At 67.3% G+C, this 14249-nt stretch carries 13 protein-coding genes and 4 pseudogenes; 13 read left to right on the forward strand and 4 right to left on the reverse strand.

The genetic code is table 11. The features are described from left to right. The first annotated feature begins 153 nt into the window (after positions 1-153). Entirely contained in the window at positions 154-1569 is a 1416-nt protein-coding gene (locus ACYQ2W_RS23040) for an ATP-binding protein (protein ID WP_459872768.1), read from the forward strand. A 224-nt stretch (positions 1570-1793) separates the two neighbouring features. Here the strand turns inward: ACYQ2W_RS23040 and ACYQ2W_RS23045 are convergent, their stop codons facing one another. Continuing rightward, positions 1794-2849, reverse strand: a complete 1056-nt coding sequence (locus ACYQ2W_RS23045) for a thioredoxin family protein (protein ID WP_459872770.1) — start codon at positions 2847-2849, stop codon at positions 1794-1796. Between the two features lie 242 nt (positions 2850-3091). Between ACYQ2W_RS23045 and ACYQ2W_RS23050 the strand changes: the two genes are divergently transcribed. Together ACYQ2W_RS23050 and ACYQ2W_RS23055 are read left to right on the forward strand one after the other, a co-directional pair. Further along, complete coding sequence (locus ACYQ2W_RS23050; protein WP_459872772.1) at positions 3092-3304, forward strand: hypothetical protein; 213 nt, start codon at positions 3092-3094, stop codon at positions 3302-3304. Between the two features lie 250 nt (positions 3305-3554). After that, positions 3555-3929: a hypothetical protein gene (locus tag ACYQ2W_RS23055; protein WP_459872774.1), complete on the forward strand. Its 375-nt coding sequence runs from the start codon at positions 3555-3557 to the stop codon at positions 3927-3929. Positions 3930-3935: 6 nt separating this feature from the next. On the opposite strand, the gene ACYQ2W_RS23060 is transcribed toward ACYQ2W_RS23055, so the two are convergent. The 3 genes and pseudogenes from ACYQ2W_RS23060 to ACYQ2W_RS23070 form a co-directional block, all read right to left on the reverse strand. After that, on the reverse strand, positions 3936-4445 hold the full coding sequence (locus ACYQ2W_RS23060) for a hypothetical protein (RefSeq protein ID WP_459872776.1): 510 nt from the start codon (positions 4443-4445) through the stop codon (positions 3936-3938). Positions 4446-4541: 96 nt separating this feature from the next. Continuing rightward, positions 4542-5663 carry an HD domain-containing phosphohydrolase gene (locus ACYQ2W_RS23065; protein WP_459872778.1) on the reverse strand — a complete coding sequence of 374 codons (1122 nt, stop codon included), beginning with the start codon at positions 5661-5663 and terminating at the stop codon, positions 4542-4544. Between the two features lie 271 nt (positions 5664-5934). Beyond that, positions 5935-7200, reverse strand: a pseudogene (locus ACYQ2W_RS23070) (cytochrome D1 domain-containing protein); the annotation flags it as partial. Between the two features lie 19 nt (positions 7201-7219). Here ACYQ2W_RS23070 and ACYQ2W_RS23075 point away from each other — a divergent pair. From ACYQ2W_RS23075 to ACYQ2W_RS23120, 10 genes and pseudogenes are all read left to right on the forward strand, one after another. Continuing rightward, positions 7220-7420 (forward strand): annotated as a pseudogene (locus tag ACYQ2W_RS23075) (c-type cytochrome); the annotation flags it as partial. Further along, positions 7410-8588, forward strand: coding sequence for a cytochrome D1 domain-containing protein (locus tag ACYQ2W_RS23080; protein WP_459872780.1), 1179 nt, complete (start codon positions 7410-7412; stop codon positions 8586-8588). The pseudogene ACYQ2W_RS23075 and the gene ACYQ2W_RS23080, both read left to right, overlap by 11 nt. A 27-nt stretch (positions 8589-8615) precedes the next feature. Next, positions 8616-9236: pseudogene (locus ACYQ2W_RS23085) on the forward strand (hypothetical protein); the annotation flags it as partial. A 49-nt stretch (positions 9237-9285) separates the two neighbouring features. Continuing rightward, complete coding sequence (gene ahbB, locus ACYQ2W_RS23090) at positions 9286-9717, forward strand: siroheme decarboxylase subunit beta (RefSeq protein ID WP_459872782.1); 432 nt, start codon at positions 9286-9288, stop codon at positions 9715-9717. A 3-nt stretch (positions 9718-9720) separates the two neighbouring features. After that, a complete protein-coding gene (locus tag ACYQ2W_RS23095) occupies positions 9721-10164 on the forward strand; it encodes an AsnC family transcriptional regulator (protein WP_459872784.1) in 444 nt (147 codons plus the stop codon). Between the two features lie 4 nt (positions 10165-10168). Beyond that, positions 10169-10696: pseudogene (ahbB, locus tag ACYQ2W_RS23100) on the forward strand (siroheme decarboxylase subunit beta). A 110-nt stretch (positions 10697-10806) separates the two neighbouring features. After that, complete coding sequence (gene nirJ, locus ACYQ2W_RS23105) at positions 10807-11985, forward strand: heme d1 biosynthesis radical SAM protein NirJ (protein ID WP_459872786.1); 1179 nt, start codon at positions 10807-10809, stop codon at positions 11983-11985. 107 nt (positions 11986-12092) lie between these two features. After that, positions 12093-12338, forward strand: a complete 246-nt coding sequence (locus ACYQ2W_RS23110) for a c-type cytochrome (protein ID WP_459872788.1) — start codon at positions 12093-12095, stop codon at positions 12336-12338. Next, a complete protein-coding gene (locus ACYQ2W_RS23115; protein WP_459872790.1) occupies positions 12314-13654 on the forward strand; it encodes a cytochrome D1 domain-containing protein in 1341 nt (446 codons plus the stop codon). Before ACYQ2W_RS23110 ends, ACYQ2W_RS23115 begins: the two co-directional genes overlap by 25 nt. Before the next feature lie 202 nt (positions 13655-13856). Continuing rightward, on the forward strand, positions 13857-14249 hold a 393-nt coding region (locus ACYQ2W_RS23120), incomplete at its 3' end, for an REP-associated tyrosine transposase (RefSeq protein WP_459872792.1).

The raw sequence follows: 14249 nt of genomic DNA on the forward strand, positions 1-14249 counted from the left end.
GGCCCCGGCACCACCGTTACACACGACGCAGAGCGTCGAAGAGGGGGCATTTCCACGCGGAGCGTGGAAACGAGAGAGAGGGAAAAACCCGAATAGAATTTGACAACCTATCGACTTCCACCACGATTCACCTGTCACCTGTCCCCCCCCGGCATGCCCCTCCTCCCCAAATCCCTCTTCAGTCGTCTGCTGCTGACCCTGCTGGCCCTGCTGGTGGCCACCCACGTCGCGGTGGCGCTGCTGCTGCTCCACGAACGCGGTCAGGTCTTCTACCGGGCGGTGGGTTTCCAGATCGCCCAGCGGGTCGGCGCGGTCACCACGCTGCTGGAGGGCAAGGGCACCGTAGAGCGGCGGCAGATCGTCGACGCCTTCCAGGGGGGGTTGTTGCACATCGAGCTGGACCGTCACCCACGGCTGGCCGACACCGCCGACGACGAGGACTGGCGCACCACCCTCTTCCGCGGTCTGGTGGAGCGACGGGTCGGCCGGCGGCCGATCCACATCGCCATCGAGGCGGACGGCGCGACCCTTCCGCCCCCCGACCGGCCGCCCCCCTACGGCATGGGCCGCGGCATGGGGCGCCACATGGGGGGATGGGGGGCCGGAGTGGGACTCGGCCGTCCGGGGGTCTCCTTCCAGGCGGAGGTGCAACTGGGCGACGGCCAATGGGTGCGTTTCCGCCGGGTGCTGCCGGAAGAGGCGCTCGACCAGCCGCTGCAGATGCTCGCCGCGGTGGCCCTGTTGCTGCTGGCGGTGGCCGCGGTCTCCGCCCTCGCGGTGCGCTGGCTGGTCGGCCCGCTCACCACCCTCGCCCGCGCCGCCGATGAGCTGGGGCGCGACATCCAACGCCCACCGCTCCCCGAAGAGGGGCCGGAAGAACTCAGACGCGCGGCCCGCGCCTTCAACACCATGCAGCAGCGGATCGTCCGCTACGTGGAGGACCACGGCCGGCTGCTCGCCGCCGTCTCCCACGACCTGAAGACCCCGATCACCCGGCTGCGGCTGCGCACCGAGCTGCTGGAAGAGGAAGCGACGCGGGAGAAGTTCCGCGGCGATCTGGAGGAGATGGAGCGGATGGTCGGCGCCACCCTCGACTTCATGCGCGGACTGGACGAGAAAGAGCCGAAGCGACCGGTGGAGCTGCGCGCCCTGCTGGAGAGCCTGCAGGAGGAGTTCGAGAGCCTCTACCCCGACCCGATCGCCCTGCGCGGCGAGGCCGCCGCACCCTACCCCGCCCGCCCCACGGCACTCAAGCGCTGCCTGCGCAACCTGATCGAGAACGGGTTGAAGTACGGCGGCGCGGTGGAGATCGGGGTGGAGGATGACGCCGAACGGCTCACCCTGCATATCTTCGACCGCGGCCCCGGCATCCCCGAAGAGCTGATCGAGGGGCTGTTCGAGCCGTTCCGCCGGCTGGAGGAGTCCCGCGCCCGCGACACCGGCGGCACCGGCCTGGGACTCGGCATCGCCCGCAACATCGCCCGCGCCCACGGCGGCGAGGTGACCCTCCACAACCGCCCCGACGGCGGCCTCGAAGCCCGCGTGGTGCTACCCCGCCGAGTTGATTGAAACCACGAGTTCGTCATGGCCTGAGCGCCAACCACCGCCGAGGTATCGCTCAGCGCTGCAAGCTACAACACAACACCTGCTTGCCCTTCGTTCCCCTTCTCGCCCTTCGTGTTAAAATCCACCTGCCCGAAATCCACGCATCCAACAACGACCCACAGTCTCTCCGATATCCACCGGTCCAAGACCACAAAATTTCTTCGTGGTGAACGGCTGGCGCAACCCAATCAACGCATCAGCTCGATCGTCTCTCCCCGTTCGCGCATGGCGTCGGCGACCCCTTCGATGTAGCGCTGGAAGCTGGGTTGGCGCAGGTAGCCGCCGGAGGTGACGTAGCCGAGTGCATTGCGCAGATGGAACGGGCGCAGGTAAGCCTCGGCGCGAAACACCTCCTTGCCGGCCGCGTCGAACATCACCAGGCTCGGGGTGTACTGGATGCCCAGCGTATCCGCCCACTCCGCGGCACTGCTCGACCGACCGTCGGGCGTCACCAGCGGGGTGACGGCCCAGCGATCCAGCTGTACCCGGTCGAACTTCGCCAGCTCCGCCTGCACCTCCGGCCGGCTGAAACCGTCGCGGTGCAGCTCGTCGCAGGCATCGCACCCCTTCTCCTCGAACAGCACCAGCAACGGCCGCCCGCCTGAGCGCTTGGCGAGGTCGAACGGCGGGGCCATGAACCCCGTCTCGTGACGCAGCTCGCCCGCTTCGGCCGGGGACTGCCGCGTGGCCAACCAACGACCGAAGGGCGCCTCGCGATGGTGACCGCCGGCCACGTAGTCGATCGCCGCCTTGAACCGCGCAGGCGGGTAGTAGCCGTTGATCCGCAGCGCCACTTTCCCCTCGGGGGAGAACAGCACCAGGGTCGGGGTGAACATCACCCGGGCAAAAGCCGCGAACGCCTTTTCGCTGCGCACCTCGCCATTGAGGTCGGTCACCTCACGATCGCCCCACAGGTTCAGTGCCACCACGTCGAAATGTCGGCGGGTCGCCTCGGCGATCGCCGGGTCACCGAAGTTCTCCTCCAGCAACCGCTTGCAGTAGGGGCAGCCGTCCTGATAGAAGTAGAGCATCAGCCCCTTGCCCGCCTCGCGCGCCTCCGCCAGGTCCTCCCGCAGGTCGAGGAACGAGACCTTGAACCACCCCGGCGGCTCCTCGTAGCCGGGGTTCTGCAGCCCCTCCCCCAGCACCTCCGCCACGGCTACCGCCCCCGGAGCAGCGACCATCAGCCCGAGCGACAGGACGCCGGCGAGCCGTTTGACGACGCCGAAAATGAGACCCGACATGTGAAATCCTCCAGCGGATTGGCTTGAAAACCAGTGTAGAGAGCCCAATTCAGGGCGTAAAGCTGGGGTTTTCCCTCGTGTTTTCAAAAGATTAGACCACATTCCCGACCCAGTTTCTCATGAAATATTTCTTTAACATCAATCGGTTACAAGATTTTGCGCAAACCAAGATTTTGTTTACACTGCCATAAAACCACGCCGGGCGGTCAGGTGATCGTCCACCCCATTAGGAGAAACATGCCATGCCTTCCCTGGACAAGATCCGCAACATCGCGGAGAGCTCTGGAGACTGCTTCGAACTGGGGCGCCATCTGACCCGGATGTGCAATGAGGTCGAGCAGTTGCGCGAACAGATGGGCCGGCTGGCGGAGGTGGCTCGTCACTGCCCCGACTGCGATCCGGAAGTGCAGGCGCTGATCGAGCGCTACGCCCCGCAACAGCCACGCGAACACTGATCCCGCCAGAACCGAACGTCTGCGCAGCGCACCGTATTCTCCGGCCCGTCATGGAAGCGGGCTATCGTTGTCTCCCCCCTCGAGCCGCCCCCAAAACACCCCGCCCCATGCGCAGACTCCTGCTGCTGCCGTTACTCATCCTCGGCGGCTGCGCCTCCATGATTCCGAAGAACCTGCGGAGAACCGTTGCCGCCGATCGTCATTGGCAGTATTTTCGCTCTCTCATCAAACCCGTTGGAGGGCATGCGAGATGAAGATCAAGACGTTGGCCTGGGTGATGGCGATCGGCTTGGGCTGGGGTGCGAGATCGGCGCCGGCGGCGGAGTGGGAGTGCGGAAAAATGAAGTCGTTCGTCGACGTGATGTACAAGGCGACGGACTTCCTCAACAGTCATCCGTCGTTCGACGAGGATCCCAAACTGGAGCAGTCACTCGACCAGTTGCTGCCGATCCTTGCCCAAATCGCGCGCGAGGAGGAGATCGACTCGTTCACCGACGCGGTACAGGAGACACAGACGATCTGGGCCAAAGAGGAGTGGGTCGGCGACGACATCGGCGACTTCCGCCGCGCCTTCGACGCCACCACGGTCAACCTCGAACGGGTCTACGAGCGCTACTGCCCCTGATCCCGTTCAGTCCGCATCGGAGGCTGGCGGCGGATAGCGGTCAACCAATGCGTCGGGGAGCTGGCCGCCGGTAGCCTGATAGAGGGCGCTCGATTCGAGCACCAGGCAGACGAAGACGGCGAGGACGGTGGGCATCACGCCGAAGCGGGAGAAGATGGTGAAGAGCATGTCGCGGGTCACCTGGTTGGCCGCCCCCATTCCCACCAGCTCGCCCGCGCCGAGGATCAGCGCGGTGAGCACGTAGCCGATCAGCAGGATGCGATAGCGGCGTAGCGCGTACTTCCAGTGGGTCACCACGAACCACGGGGCGCCCCCCTTCTCCAGCGTCCGCCCACGCCACCAGGTGAAGGCGATGACCAGCGACGACAGCAGCACCGGCAACTCCAGCGCCCCGCCGCCGATCAGGATGATCGCCCCCGGCCCCACCAGCAGGTGGAACACCGCCAGATTGATCATGAACAGCTCATGGGGACTCTTTGCCGCCTTGCGCGTCGCCTCGTCCACGGGAAAATCCATGATCAGCCCTCCAGATAAATCAGCAACAGCCTACATATTAGTAAAAACCCCTACAGGAATAAATCGATAAAATTCACCGCCGATCCGTGGCGGGGATCAAAGGCTCTCTTCGGCCAGGGCGAGGAGATCGTCATCGATCCCGGTGCTGTCCTGGTATTCGTCGCAGATGGCGTAGACCTCGTCGAGACGCCCCATAAAGGCATCGACCACCGTCGGGTCGAACTGGCTGCCGGCACCGCTGCGCAGATACTCCACCGCATCCTCGCGCAGCCACCCCTGCTTGTACGGGCGGGTCGAGGTGAGGGCGTCGAAGACGTCGGCCACCGCGCAGATCCGTCCCACCAGCGGGATCTCCTCCCCCTGCAGGCCGTGGGGATAGCCGGTGCCGTCCCAGCGCTCGTGGTGGGTGAGGGCGATCTCGCGGGCCATGGTCATCAGCTCGGAGTCGTCACCGCTGAGGATATCGGCACCGATGATGGCATGGGTCTTGACCAGCTCGAACTCGTGCTCGTCGAGCTTGCCCGGCTTGAGCAGCACATGGTCGGGGATGCCGATCTTGCCGATGTCATGCATCGGACTGGCGTTGAGCAGCAGGTCGAGCGCCTCCTCCTGCATGCCCAGGGCGCGACCGAGCAGCTCGCTGATCTTGCTCATGCGCACGATGTGCATGCCGGTCTCGTTGTCGCGGTACTCCGCCGCGAGTCCCAGCCGGCGCACCACTTGCAGACGGGTATCGTGAATCTCGCGGGTACGCTCCACCACCATCGACTCCAGCACCCGCTTCTCGTCACGCAACACCTTGATCGAATTGCGCACCTCCAGCAGGTTGCGCACCCGCATCAGCAGCTCGATCCGGTCGAAGGGCTTGGTCACGTAGTCGCGGGCCCCCATCTCCAGGGCGCGGTGGCGGAACTCCTCCCCCTGCTGGGTGGCCAGCACCAGGATCGGCGGCAGGTCGCAGGGACCGGGGTAGCGCGCCTTGAGCGCCTCGATCACCTGGAAGCCGTCGCGGTAGGGCATGGTGAGATCGAGCAGCAGCAGATCCGGACGATGCTGCTCCACCAACGGCTCCACCTCCCGCGGGTCCTCGGTGGTGACCACCTCGCGGTAGCCGCCACTGACGAGCATCCTCTCCAGCATCTCAAGATTGATCGGCTCGTCATCCACCACCAGGATGGTCGAACCACTCACGTCGAACACTCGCTCACTTGCACTCATCTCAACCGCTTCCCCTAAATCGAACCTGAGAGTCAATTCTAGCCAGAAACGGTTCCCGCCGCCTTTGACAAGTTGGATACGGGCGTAACGCTTCCCGCATGCCTTCCCCGTAGGAGCGGCCCCGAGGCCGCGATAGAGGCGGAGTTCAGCGCGTGGATCCGACAGTCGGTGGTTACGGAAAGGGCGTCATCGCGGCCTCGGGGCCGCTCCTACGGGGGGGGGTGGGGTACCGAGCGCGCCGCGGACCGGATGCCCGCGGCGGCCATCACGCTCAGTAGATGTCGTGCATGGTGTTGTAGACGTTGAACTTGCCGGTGGGCGTGATCAGCCGCTTGTCCTTGATCACGCTCTTCATCTTCAACGTGGCGTCGTCGACCACCACCAGCGCCGACTCCTGGGTCTTGCCGTTCCACACCGAGAACCACACCTCGTCGCCGGCCTGGTTGTACTCCGGCTGCACCACCCGCTTCGGCCCCTCGCCGAGATTCGCCCAGTCGGCGATCGGCAGCACCTTGTAGGGGGCGTCGAGGTTGGTGGTGTCGAACACCGCCACCGACTGACTCACCGTCACCTCCGGGTTTAGCGCGGTGTCGACGTAGAGGTGGTGGGACTTGGGATGGGTCTTGATGAACAGCGAGCCGCCCCCCTGCCCCTTGAGCATGCGCACCGTCTTCCAGGCGTTCTCCTGGTGGTTGACCGGATCGGTGCCGATCACCGCGATCTGATCGTCGCCGAGATCGCTGGTCGCCCACACCGGACCGTACTTGGGATCGACGAAGTTGGCGCCGCGGCCGGGGTGGGGGATCGCGCCGACGTCCACCAGCTTGACCAGCTTGTCCTCCTTGGAGTCGATCACCGCAATCTTGTTCGACTTGTTGGCCGCGGTCATGAAGTAGCGGTGGGTGGAGTCCCAGCCGCCGTCATGCAGGAAACGCGCGGCGCCGATGTCGGTAATGGTCAGGTTGTCGATGTCCTGGTAGTTGACCATCAGCACGTGGCCGGTCTCCTTGACGTTGACGATGAACTCCGGGTGCTCGTGGGAGGCGACGATCGCCGCCACCCGCGGCTCCGGGTGGTACTCCTGGGTGTCGACGGTCATGCCGCGGGTGGAGACGATCTTCAGCGGCTCCAGGGTGTCGCCCTTCATCACCACGAACTGCGGCGGCCAGTAGGTGCCGGCGATGGCGTATTGATCTTCATAACCCTTGAACTTGGAGGTCTCCACCGAACGCGCCTCCATGCCGGTCTTGATCACCGCGACGTTCTGCGGCTCCTTCATCCACAGGTCGATCAGGTTGATCTGGGCGTCGCGACCGATGACGAAGAGGTAGCGCCCGGAGGCGGAGATGCGCGAGATGTGCACCGCGTAGCCGGTGTCGATGGTCTTGACGATCTTCTTGCTGTTGCCGTCGATCAGCGCCACTTGGCCGGCGTCGCGCAGGGTCACCGAGAAGAGGTTGTTCAGGTCGAGGTTATTCTCCTGCTTCTTCGGCCGCTGCTCCGGCGGCACCAGCACCTTCCACGAGGCCTTCATCTCCTAGGACTGCGGCGCCTGCCACGGCATGACCCTGCGCGGCGGCCTCGGCCCCTCGCTGCTGCCCGAGCGGCTGCGCGGGCTGCCACCGGAGCTGCTACGCGCCACCATCCTCAACGGCCGCCCCGGCACCCCGATGCCGCCCTGGTCCCCGTTCCTTACCCGGGACGAGGTGATCTGGCTGACCAACCAACTGATCGCGGGGGTGCCCGATGACCATTAGAACCCTTCTCGCCCTGACCGCCCTCACCGCCCTGCTCGCCCTCAACGCCTGCGCCCCGCTGCGCGGTACCGGCGACCTCGGCCTGGTGGTGGAGCGCGCCAGCGGCAGCGTGGTGCTGGTGGAGAACAGCGGCCGCAGCCGCCTGGGGGAGATCAAGGGACTCGGCGACCTCTCCCACGCCTCGGTGGTCTACTCCCGCGACGAGCGCTACGCCTTCGTCTTCGGCCGCGACGGCGGGCTGACCAAGGTGGACCTGCTGCGCGGGCGCATCGTCAAACGCATCCTCCAGGCCGGCAACAGCATCGGCGGCGCCATCTCCCAGGACGGCACGCTGGTGGCGGTCTCCAACTACACCCCCGGCGGGGTGCGGGTGTTCGACGCCGCCACCCTGGAGCCGGTGGCCGACATCCCCGCCGCCTACGGCAGCGACGGCCGACGCTCCAAGGTGGTCGGCCTGGTCGACGCCCCCGGCAACCGCTTCGTCTTCAGCCTCTACGACGCCGGCGAAATCTGGACGCTCGACATGAGCGACCGCACCCATCCCCAAGTACACAAGTTCCATGACATCGGCCGCCAGCCCTACGACGGCCTGATCACCCCCGACGGCCGCTACTACATCGCAGGCCTCTTCGGCGAGGACGGCCTCGCCCTGCTCGACCTGTGGAACCCCGACGCCGGCGTACGCCGCATCCTCGCCCACTACGGCAAGGGCGAGGAGAAGCTGCCGGTCTACAAGATGCCCCACCTGGAGGGGTGGGCGATGGCCGGCGACTACGCCTTCCTGCCGGCGGTGGGGCGCCACGAGGTGCTGGTGGTCGACCGCCACGACTGGCGGCAGGTGGCGAAGATCCCGGTCCACGGCCAGCCGGTGTTCGTCATGGCGCGCCCCGACGGCCACCAGGTGTGGGTCAACTTCGCCTTCCCGGACAACGACACCCTGCAGGTGATCGACGTCGCCACCCTGCAACTCATCCACACCCTGAAACCCGGCAAGGGGGTGCTGCATATGGAGTTCACCCCGCGCGGCGGCGAGGTGTGGACCTCGGTGCGCGACGAGGACCGCGTGCAGGTCTACGACACCACCGACTTTCATCTCATCAGCGAACTGCCCGCGCGCAAGCCGAGCGGGATCTTCTTCAGCGCGCGCGCCCACCGCATCGGGCTGTGAAGCGCAACGGCCATCGAGGGGGAAGCCATGGAGACCCGTGATCACCACGCCGCGCCCAACGACCGGAGCGGACCAGACCCAAGCGCACTGGAACAGCGCCTGCTCGACGAGTTCCAGCGCGACTTCCCCCTCGCCCCCCACCCCTTCCAGGAGATCGCCGACCGCCTGGAGAGCGACGAGGAGACGGTGCTGCGCGCCCTGCGCCGGCTCGCCCGCGCCGGCATGGTGAGCCGGGTCGGCCCGGTGTTCCGCCCCCACCGCCTCGGCACCAGCACCCTGGCCGCGCTGGCGGTGCCGCCCGAGCGGCTGGAGGCGGTGGCCGAGCGGGTCAACGGCTACGCCGAGGTCAACCACAACTACCAGCGCGAGCACCACTACAACCTCTGGTTCGTCCTCACCGCCGCCAACGGCGAGCGTGTGCGTCAGGTGCTGACAGAGCTGGAGCGGGACACCGGCCTGACCCCGCTGAACCTGCCGATGCTCGCCGCCTACCACCTCGACCTCGGCTTCCGCCTCGACCCGCAGGCCACCCCCGCCCGCCGCGCGCCCCACCCCGGCGGGGCCGAGGCGCGCACCGGCCGCGGCGCGCCGCAGCCGGGCGACCACCGGCTGATCGCCGCCATCCAGGACGGCCTGCCGCTGGTCGCCGCCCCCTACCGGGTGGTGGCCGAGCAGACCGGGCTGTGCGAAGGGGGGGGTGATCGAACGCCTCCACGACTGGCTGGAGGACGGCACCCTGAGCCGCTTCGGCGTGGTGGTCCACCACCATGCCCTGGGCTACCGCGCCAACGCCATGGTGGTGTGGGACCTGCCCGACGCCGCGGTGGAGCGGATCGGCCACCGGTTCGGCGCCACCGACTTCGTCACCCTCTGCTACCGCCGGCCGCGCCGCCTGCCGGCGTGGCGCTACAACCTGTTCAGCATGATCCACGGCCGCGACCGCGCCACCGTGCTGGAGAAGGTGGAGCGCCTGGCGCGCGAGGCGGGCGTGGCGCCGACGGACTACGAGGTGCTGTTCAGCGTGCGCCGCTTCAAGCAGCGCGGTGCCCGCTACCACACGCCGTACGGCGGCGAGCGCGCCACCGCCCCGGAAACCGCAACGACCTTGCGGCCGGTCCTGGAGGGCTGAGGAGTGGACGCCACCGACCGTGCCATCATCAACGAACTGCAAGGGGGATTCCCGGTCTGCGAGCGCCCCTACGCCGAGGCCGCCGGTCGCCTCGGCCTCGACGAGGACCAGCTGATCGTGCGCCTGCAGCGGCTGCTCGACGAGGGGCTGCTCAGCCGCTTCGGCCCGCTCTACCACGCCGAACGCCTCGGCGGCGGCCTGACGCTGGCCGCCACGGAGGTGCCGGAAGGCGATTTCGACCGGGTGGTGGAGCAGGTCAACGCCTTCCCCGAGGTGGCCCACAACTACGCCCGCGAGCACCGCCTCAACCTCTGGTTCGTCCTCGCCACCGACACCCCGCAGCGCATCGACGAGGTGATCCGGGCGATCGAGGCGCGCACCGGCCTCACCGTCTTCAACCTGCCCAAGGAGCGCGAATTCTTCGTCGGGCTCCACTTCCGGGCGTGAGCCGATGAACGACACCGACGAACTGGACCGCGCCATCGTCCGCGCCACCCAGGCGGGGCTGCCGCTGGTGCCGCGTCCCTACGCCGCGGTAGCGGAAACGCTCGGCGTACCCCACGACGTGGTGCTGGAACGGATCGAACGGATGCTCGCCGACGGCCGCATCCGTCGCATCGGCGCGGTGCCCAACCACTACCGGCTCGGCTACCGCGGCAACGGCATGAGCGTGTGGGACGTGCCCGACGCGCTGATCGACGAATTGGGCGAACGGATCGGCGCCCTCGACTACGTCAGCCACTGCTACCAACGCCCGCGCCACCCGCCGGCGTAGCCCTACAACCTCTTCGTCATGGTCCACGGCCAGGACCGCGCCGAGGTCGAAAGCAAGGTGGCACGGATCGCCGAGCTACTCGGCGACCACGACCGCGGCCACGAGATCCTCTACAGCACACGCATCCTGAAGAAGACCGGGCTGAGGATCGGCGACAACGCCGCCCCCGACGCCCCCGACACCCCCTGTAGGAGCGGCCCCTAGGCCGCGATCGTCCGGAGTGAGGCGCTCACAACCCAACTGGCGGTGGGAAATGGAAACGGCGCCATCGCGGCCTAGGGGCCGCTCCTACAGGCAACCCCACAGGTAACCCGATGTTCCGCATCACCCAACACCTTCAGGCCCTGGCGGCCCCACCCGCCGCCGCCCGACGCCCTGCCGCCGCCGGCGGGCCGCCAGGGCCTGTGGTGATCTGGAACCTGATCCGCCGCTGCAACCTCACCTGCAGGCACTGCTACGCCCTCTCCACCGACAGCGACTTCGCCGGCGAACTGAGCACCGACGAGGTGTTCACGGTGATGGACGACCTGCGCGCCTTCGGTGTCCCGGCACTGATCCTCTCCGGCGGCGAACCGCTGCTGCGCCCCGACCTGTTCGAGATCTCCCACCACGCCAAGGAACTCGGCTTCTACACCGCGCTCTCCACCAACGGCACCCTGATCGACGAACACAACATCGAGGCGATCGCCGCGGTCGGCTACCACTACGTCGGCATCAGCATCGACGGCCTGCGCGCCACCCACGACCGCTTCCGCCGCCTGGACGGCGGCTTCGACGCCGCCCTGCGCGGCCTGCGCCTATGCCGCGACCACGGCCTCAAGGTGGGCCTGCGTTTCACCCTCACCCGCGACAACGCCGTCGAACTGCCCGCCCTGCTGGAACTGATGGAGGAGGAGCGGATCGACAAGTTCTACCTCTCGCACCTCAACTACGCCGATCGCGGCAACAAGCACCGCGACGACGACGCCCACCACCGCCTCACCCGCCAGGCGATGGATCTGCTCTTCGAGACCGCCTGGCGACGCATCCTCGACGGCCACCCGGTGGAGATGGTCACCGGCAACAACGATGCCGACGGCGTCTACCTGCTGCACTGGGTGCGCCGGCGGATGCCGGAGAAGGTCGACCTGCTCGAAAAGCGATTGAGGAACTGGGGCGGCAACGCCAGCGGCCTCCACGTCGCCAACATCGACAACCGCGGCCACGTCCACCCCGACACCATGTGGTGGCACCACGACCTGGGCAGCGTGCGCGAGCGCCCCTTCTCGGCGGTCTGGCCCGACACCGCCGACCCGCTGATGGCCGGGCTGAAACAGCGCCCGCGGCCGGTCACCGGCCGCTGCGCCCGCTGTGCGTTTCTCGCCATCTGCAACGGCAACACCCGCGTCCGCGCCCACCAAATGAGCGGCGACTACTGGGCCGAAGACCCCGGCTGCTACCTCACCGAGACAGAGATCACGTCCCCTGTAGGAGCGGCCCCCAGGCCGCGATGACGCCCTCCCCGCCAACCTCCGCCGGTAAACCCGCGGCACCACCACTGCGCACCATCGCGGCCTAGGGGCCGCTCCTACAACCAACCACGACCGCCGAATCAACGACCATGCGCCACCCAATCCACCTCGCCGCCCTGCTCCTCGCCCTCACCGCCCTGCCGGCACTCGCCGACGACACGCTCATCCTCTACCAACAACACTGCGCCGCCTGCCACGGCGGCGGTCGCCTCGGCGGCGCCGGCCCCGCGCTGCTGCCGGAGAACCTCGGCCGTCTCACCCCGCAAGCCACCGTCGAGGTGATCGCCCACGACCCCGCCCCGCCACCCAGATGGCCGGCTTCGCCGACAAATTGAGCGCCCCCCAGATCGACGCCCTCGCCCGCTTCGTCCGCCAACCGCTGCCCGAGGTGCCGCGCTGGGGCATGGACGAGATCACCGCCAGCCGCACCGTCCCCCACCCGCTGGCCACCCTGCCCGGCCGGCCGAAGTTCGACGCCGATCCGCTCAACCTCTTCGTAGTGGTGGAGGTGGGCGACCACCACGCCACCATCCTCGACGGCGACCGCTTCGAGCCGATCCACCGCTTCGCCACCCACCGCGCCCTGCACGGCGGCCCCAAATACTCCCCCGACGGCCGCTTCGTCTACTTCGCCTCGCGCGACGGCTGGATTACGAAATACGACCTCTACAACCTCACCCCGGTGGCCGAGCTGCGCGCCGGTATCAACACCCGCAACCTGGCGGTGTCCGCCGACGGGCGCTACGTGATGGTCGCCAACTACCTGCCGCACACCCTGGTGCTGCTCGACGCCGCCGAACTGAAGCCGCTGAAGATCATCGACGTGGTCGGCGCCGACGGCACCAGCTCGCGGGTCAGCGCGGTCTACACCGCCGCGCCGCGGCAAAGCTTCGTCGCCGCTCTCAAGGACGTCCCCGAGGTGTGGGAGATCCCCTACACCGCCGGCGCCCCGGCGCTGCCGGTCTATCGCGGCCCGATGCACGACTACCGCGCGGAATCCGGCGAGGCACCCGCCACCGACGACTCCACCTTCCCGATCCGCCGCATCGCGACGCCGACCTACATCGACGACTTCTTCTTCGACCCGAGCTACAACCTGCTGTTCGGCTCCTCGCGCGACGGCCGGGGGATGGTGCTGTCGCTGATCGTCGGCAAGGTGGTCGGCAAACTGGAGATCGGCGGCATGCCCCACCTCAGCTCCGGCATCACCTGGAACTACCACGGGCGGCGGGTGATGGCGACCCCCAACCTCAAGCAGGGGATGGTGACGGTGATCGACCTGCAGACCTGGAAGCCGATCAAACACATCAAGACCCTCGGCCCCGGCTTCTTCCTGCGCAGCCACGAGAACAGCCGCTACGCCTGGGTCGATGTCTTCTTCGGCCCCGACCGCGACGCGGTGCATGTGATCGACAAACAGACCCTGGAGATCGTCAAGACCCTGCGCCCGGCCCCCGGCAAGACCGCCGCCCACGTCGAATTCGACCGCAGCGGCCGCCACGCGCTACTGAGCATCTGGGACATGGACGGCGCGGTGGTGGTCTACGACGCCGATACCTTGGAGGAGGTGAAGCGCCTGCCGATGGTCAAGCCGTCGGGCAAATACAACGTCTGGAACAAGACCCACCTCTCCGAGGGCACCAGCCACTGACCGCTCCCCGACATCCCCGACATCCCCTGTAGGAGCGGCCCCAAGGCCGCGATGGCGCCCTGTCCGCTGACCCCCGCCAGGGGATTTTGGCACCGACCGGCACTCCGCATCATCGCGGCCTTGGGGCCGCTCCTACAGGAGATGAAATACACAAAACGAATTATAATGAATACACAATAAAGATCACCCGGAATGGATTCCCATGGCACCCCACGCCCACAATCTCCGCAAAGGCCGCACCTCCGAAGCCGGACGTACCTACCTGATCACCACCGTCACCCTCGAGCGGCGCCCGCTCTTCACCGATTTCCAGGCGGGCCGCGAGGTGGTCAAGGCGATTCGACATGAGACCGAGCGCGCCGAAACTCTTGCCTTCGTGGTCATGCCGGACCACCTTCATTGGCTGCTCACCTTGAAAGAGCGGGCAGCTCTGGAACAAGTCATCCGCAACGTAAAGGCATTCAGCGCCCGCAAGATCAATGAGCGAAGCGGGGAACGAGGCGCCATCTGGCAGCGCGGCTACCACGACCACTCCCTGCGCCGGGAGGAGGATTTGGTGAAGCTGGCGCGCTACGTCGTCGCCAACCCGCTACGC

The organism is Endothiovibrio diazotrophicus (assembly GCF_054657215.1).

Bases quoted from the DNA above. Each gene is read 5' to 3' on its own strand.
- ACYQ2W_RS23040 (WP_459872768.1), top strand. From the start codon at position 154: ATGCCCCTCCTCCCCAAATCCCTCTTCAGTCGTCTGCTGCTGACCCTG.
- ACYQ2W_RS23050 (WP_459872772.1), top strand. From the start codon at position 3,092: ATGCCTTCCCTGGACAAGATCCGCAACATCGCGGAGAGCTCTGGAGAC.
- ACYQ2W_RS23060 (WP_459872776.1), bottom strand. From the start codon at position 4,445: ATGGATTTTCCCGTGGACGAGGCGACGCGCAAGGCGGCAAAGAGTCCC.
- ACYQ2W_RS23080 (WP_459872780.1), top strand. From the start codon at position 7,410: ATGACCATTAGAACCCTTCTCGCCCTGACCGCCCTCACCGCCCTGCTC.
- ACYQ2W_RS23115 (WP_459872790.1), top strand. From the start codon at position 12,314: ATGGCCGGCTTCGCCGACAAATTGAGCGCCCCCCAGATCGACGCCCTC.
- ACYQ2W_RS23110 (WP_459872788.1), top strand. From the start codon at position 12,093: ATGCGCCACCCAATCCACCTCGCCGCCCTGCTCCTCGCCCTCACCGCC.
- ACYQ2W_RS23065 (WP_459872778.1), bottom strand. From the start codon at position 5,663: ATGAGTGCAAGTGAGCGAGTGTTCGACGTGAGTGGTTCGACCATCCTG.
- ACYQ2W_RS23055 (WP_459872774.1), top strand. From the start codon at position 3,555: ATGAAGATCAAGACGTTGGCCTGGGTGATGGCGATCGGCTTGGGCTGG.
- nirJ (WP_459872786.1), top strand. From the start codon at position 10,807: ATGTTCCGCATCACCCAACACCTTCAGGCCCTGGCGGCCCCACCCGCC.
- ACYQ2W_RS23045 (WP_459872770.1), bottom strand. From the start codon at position 2,849: ATGTCGGGTCTCATTTTCGGCGTCGTCAAACGGCTCGCCGGCGTCCTG.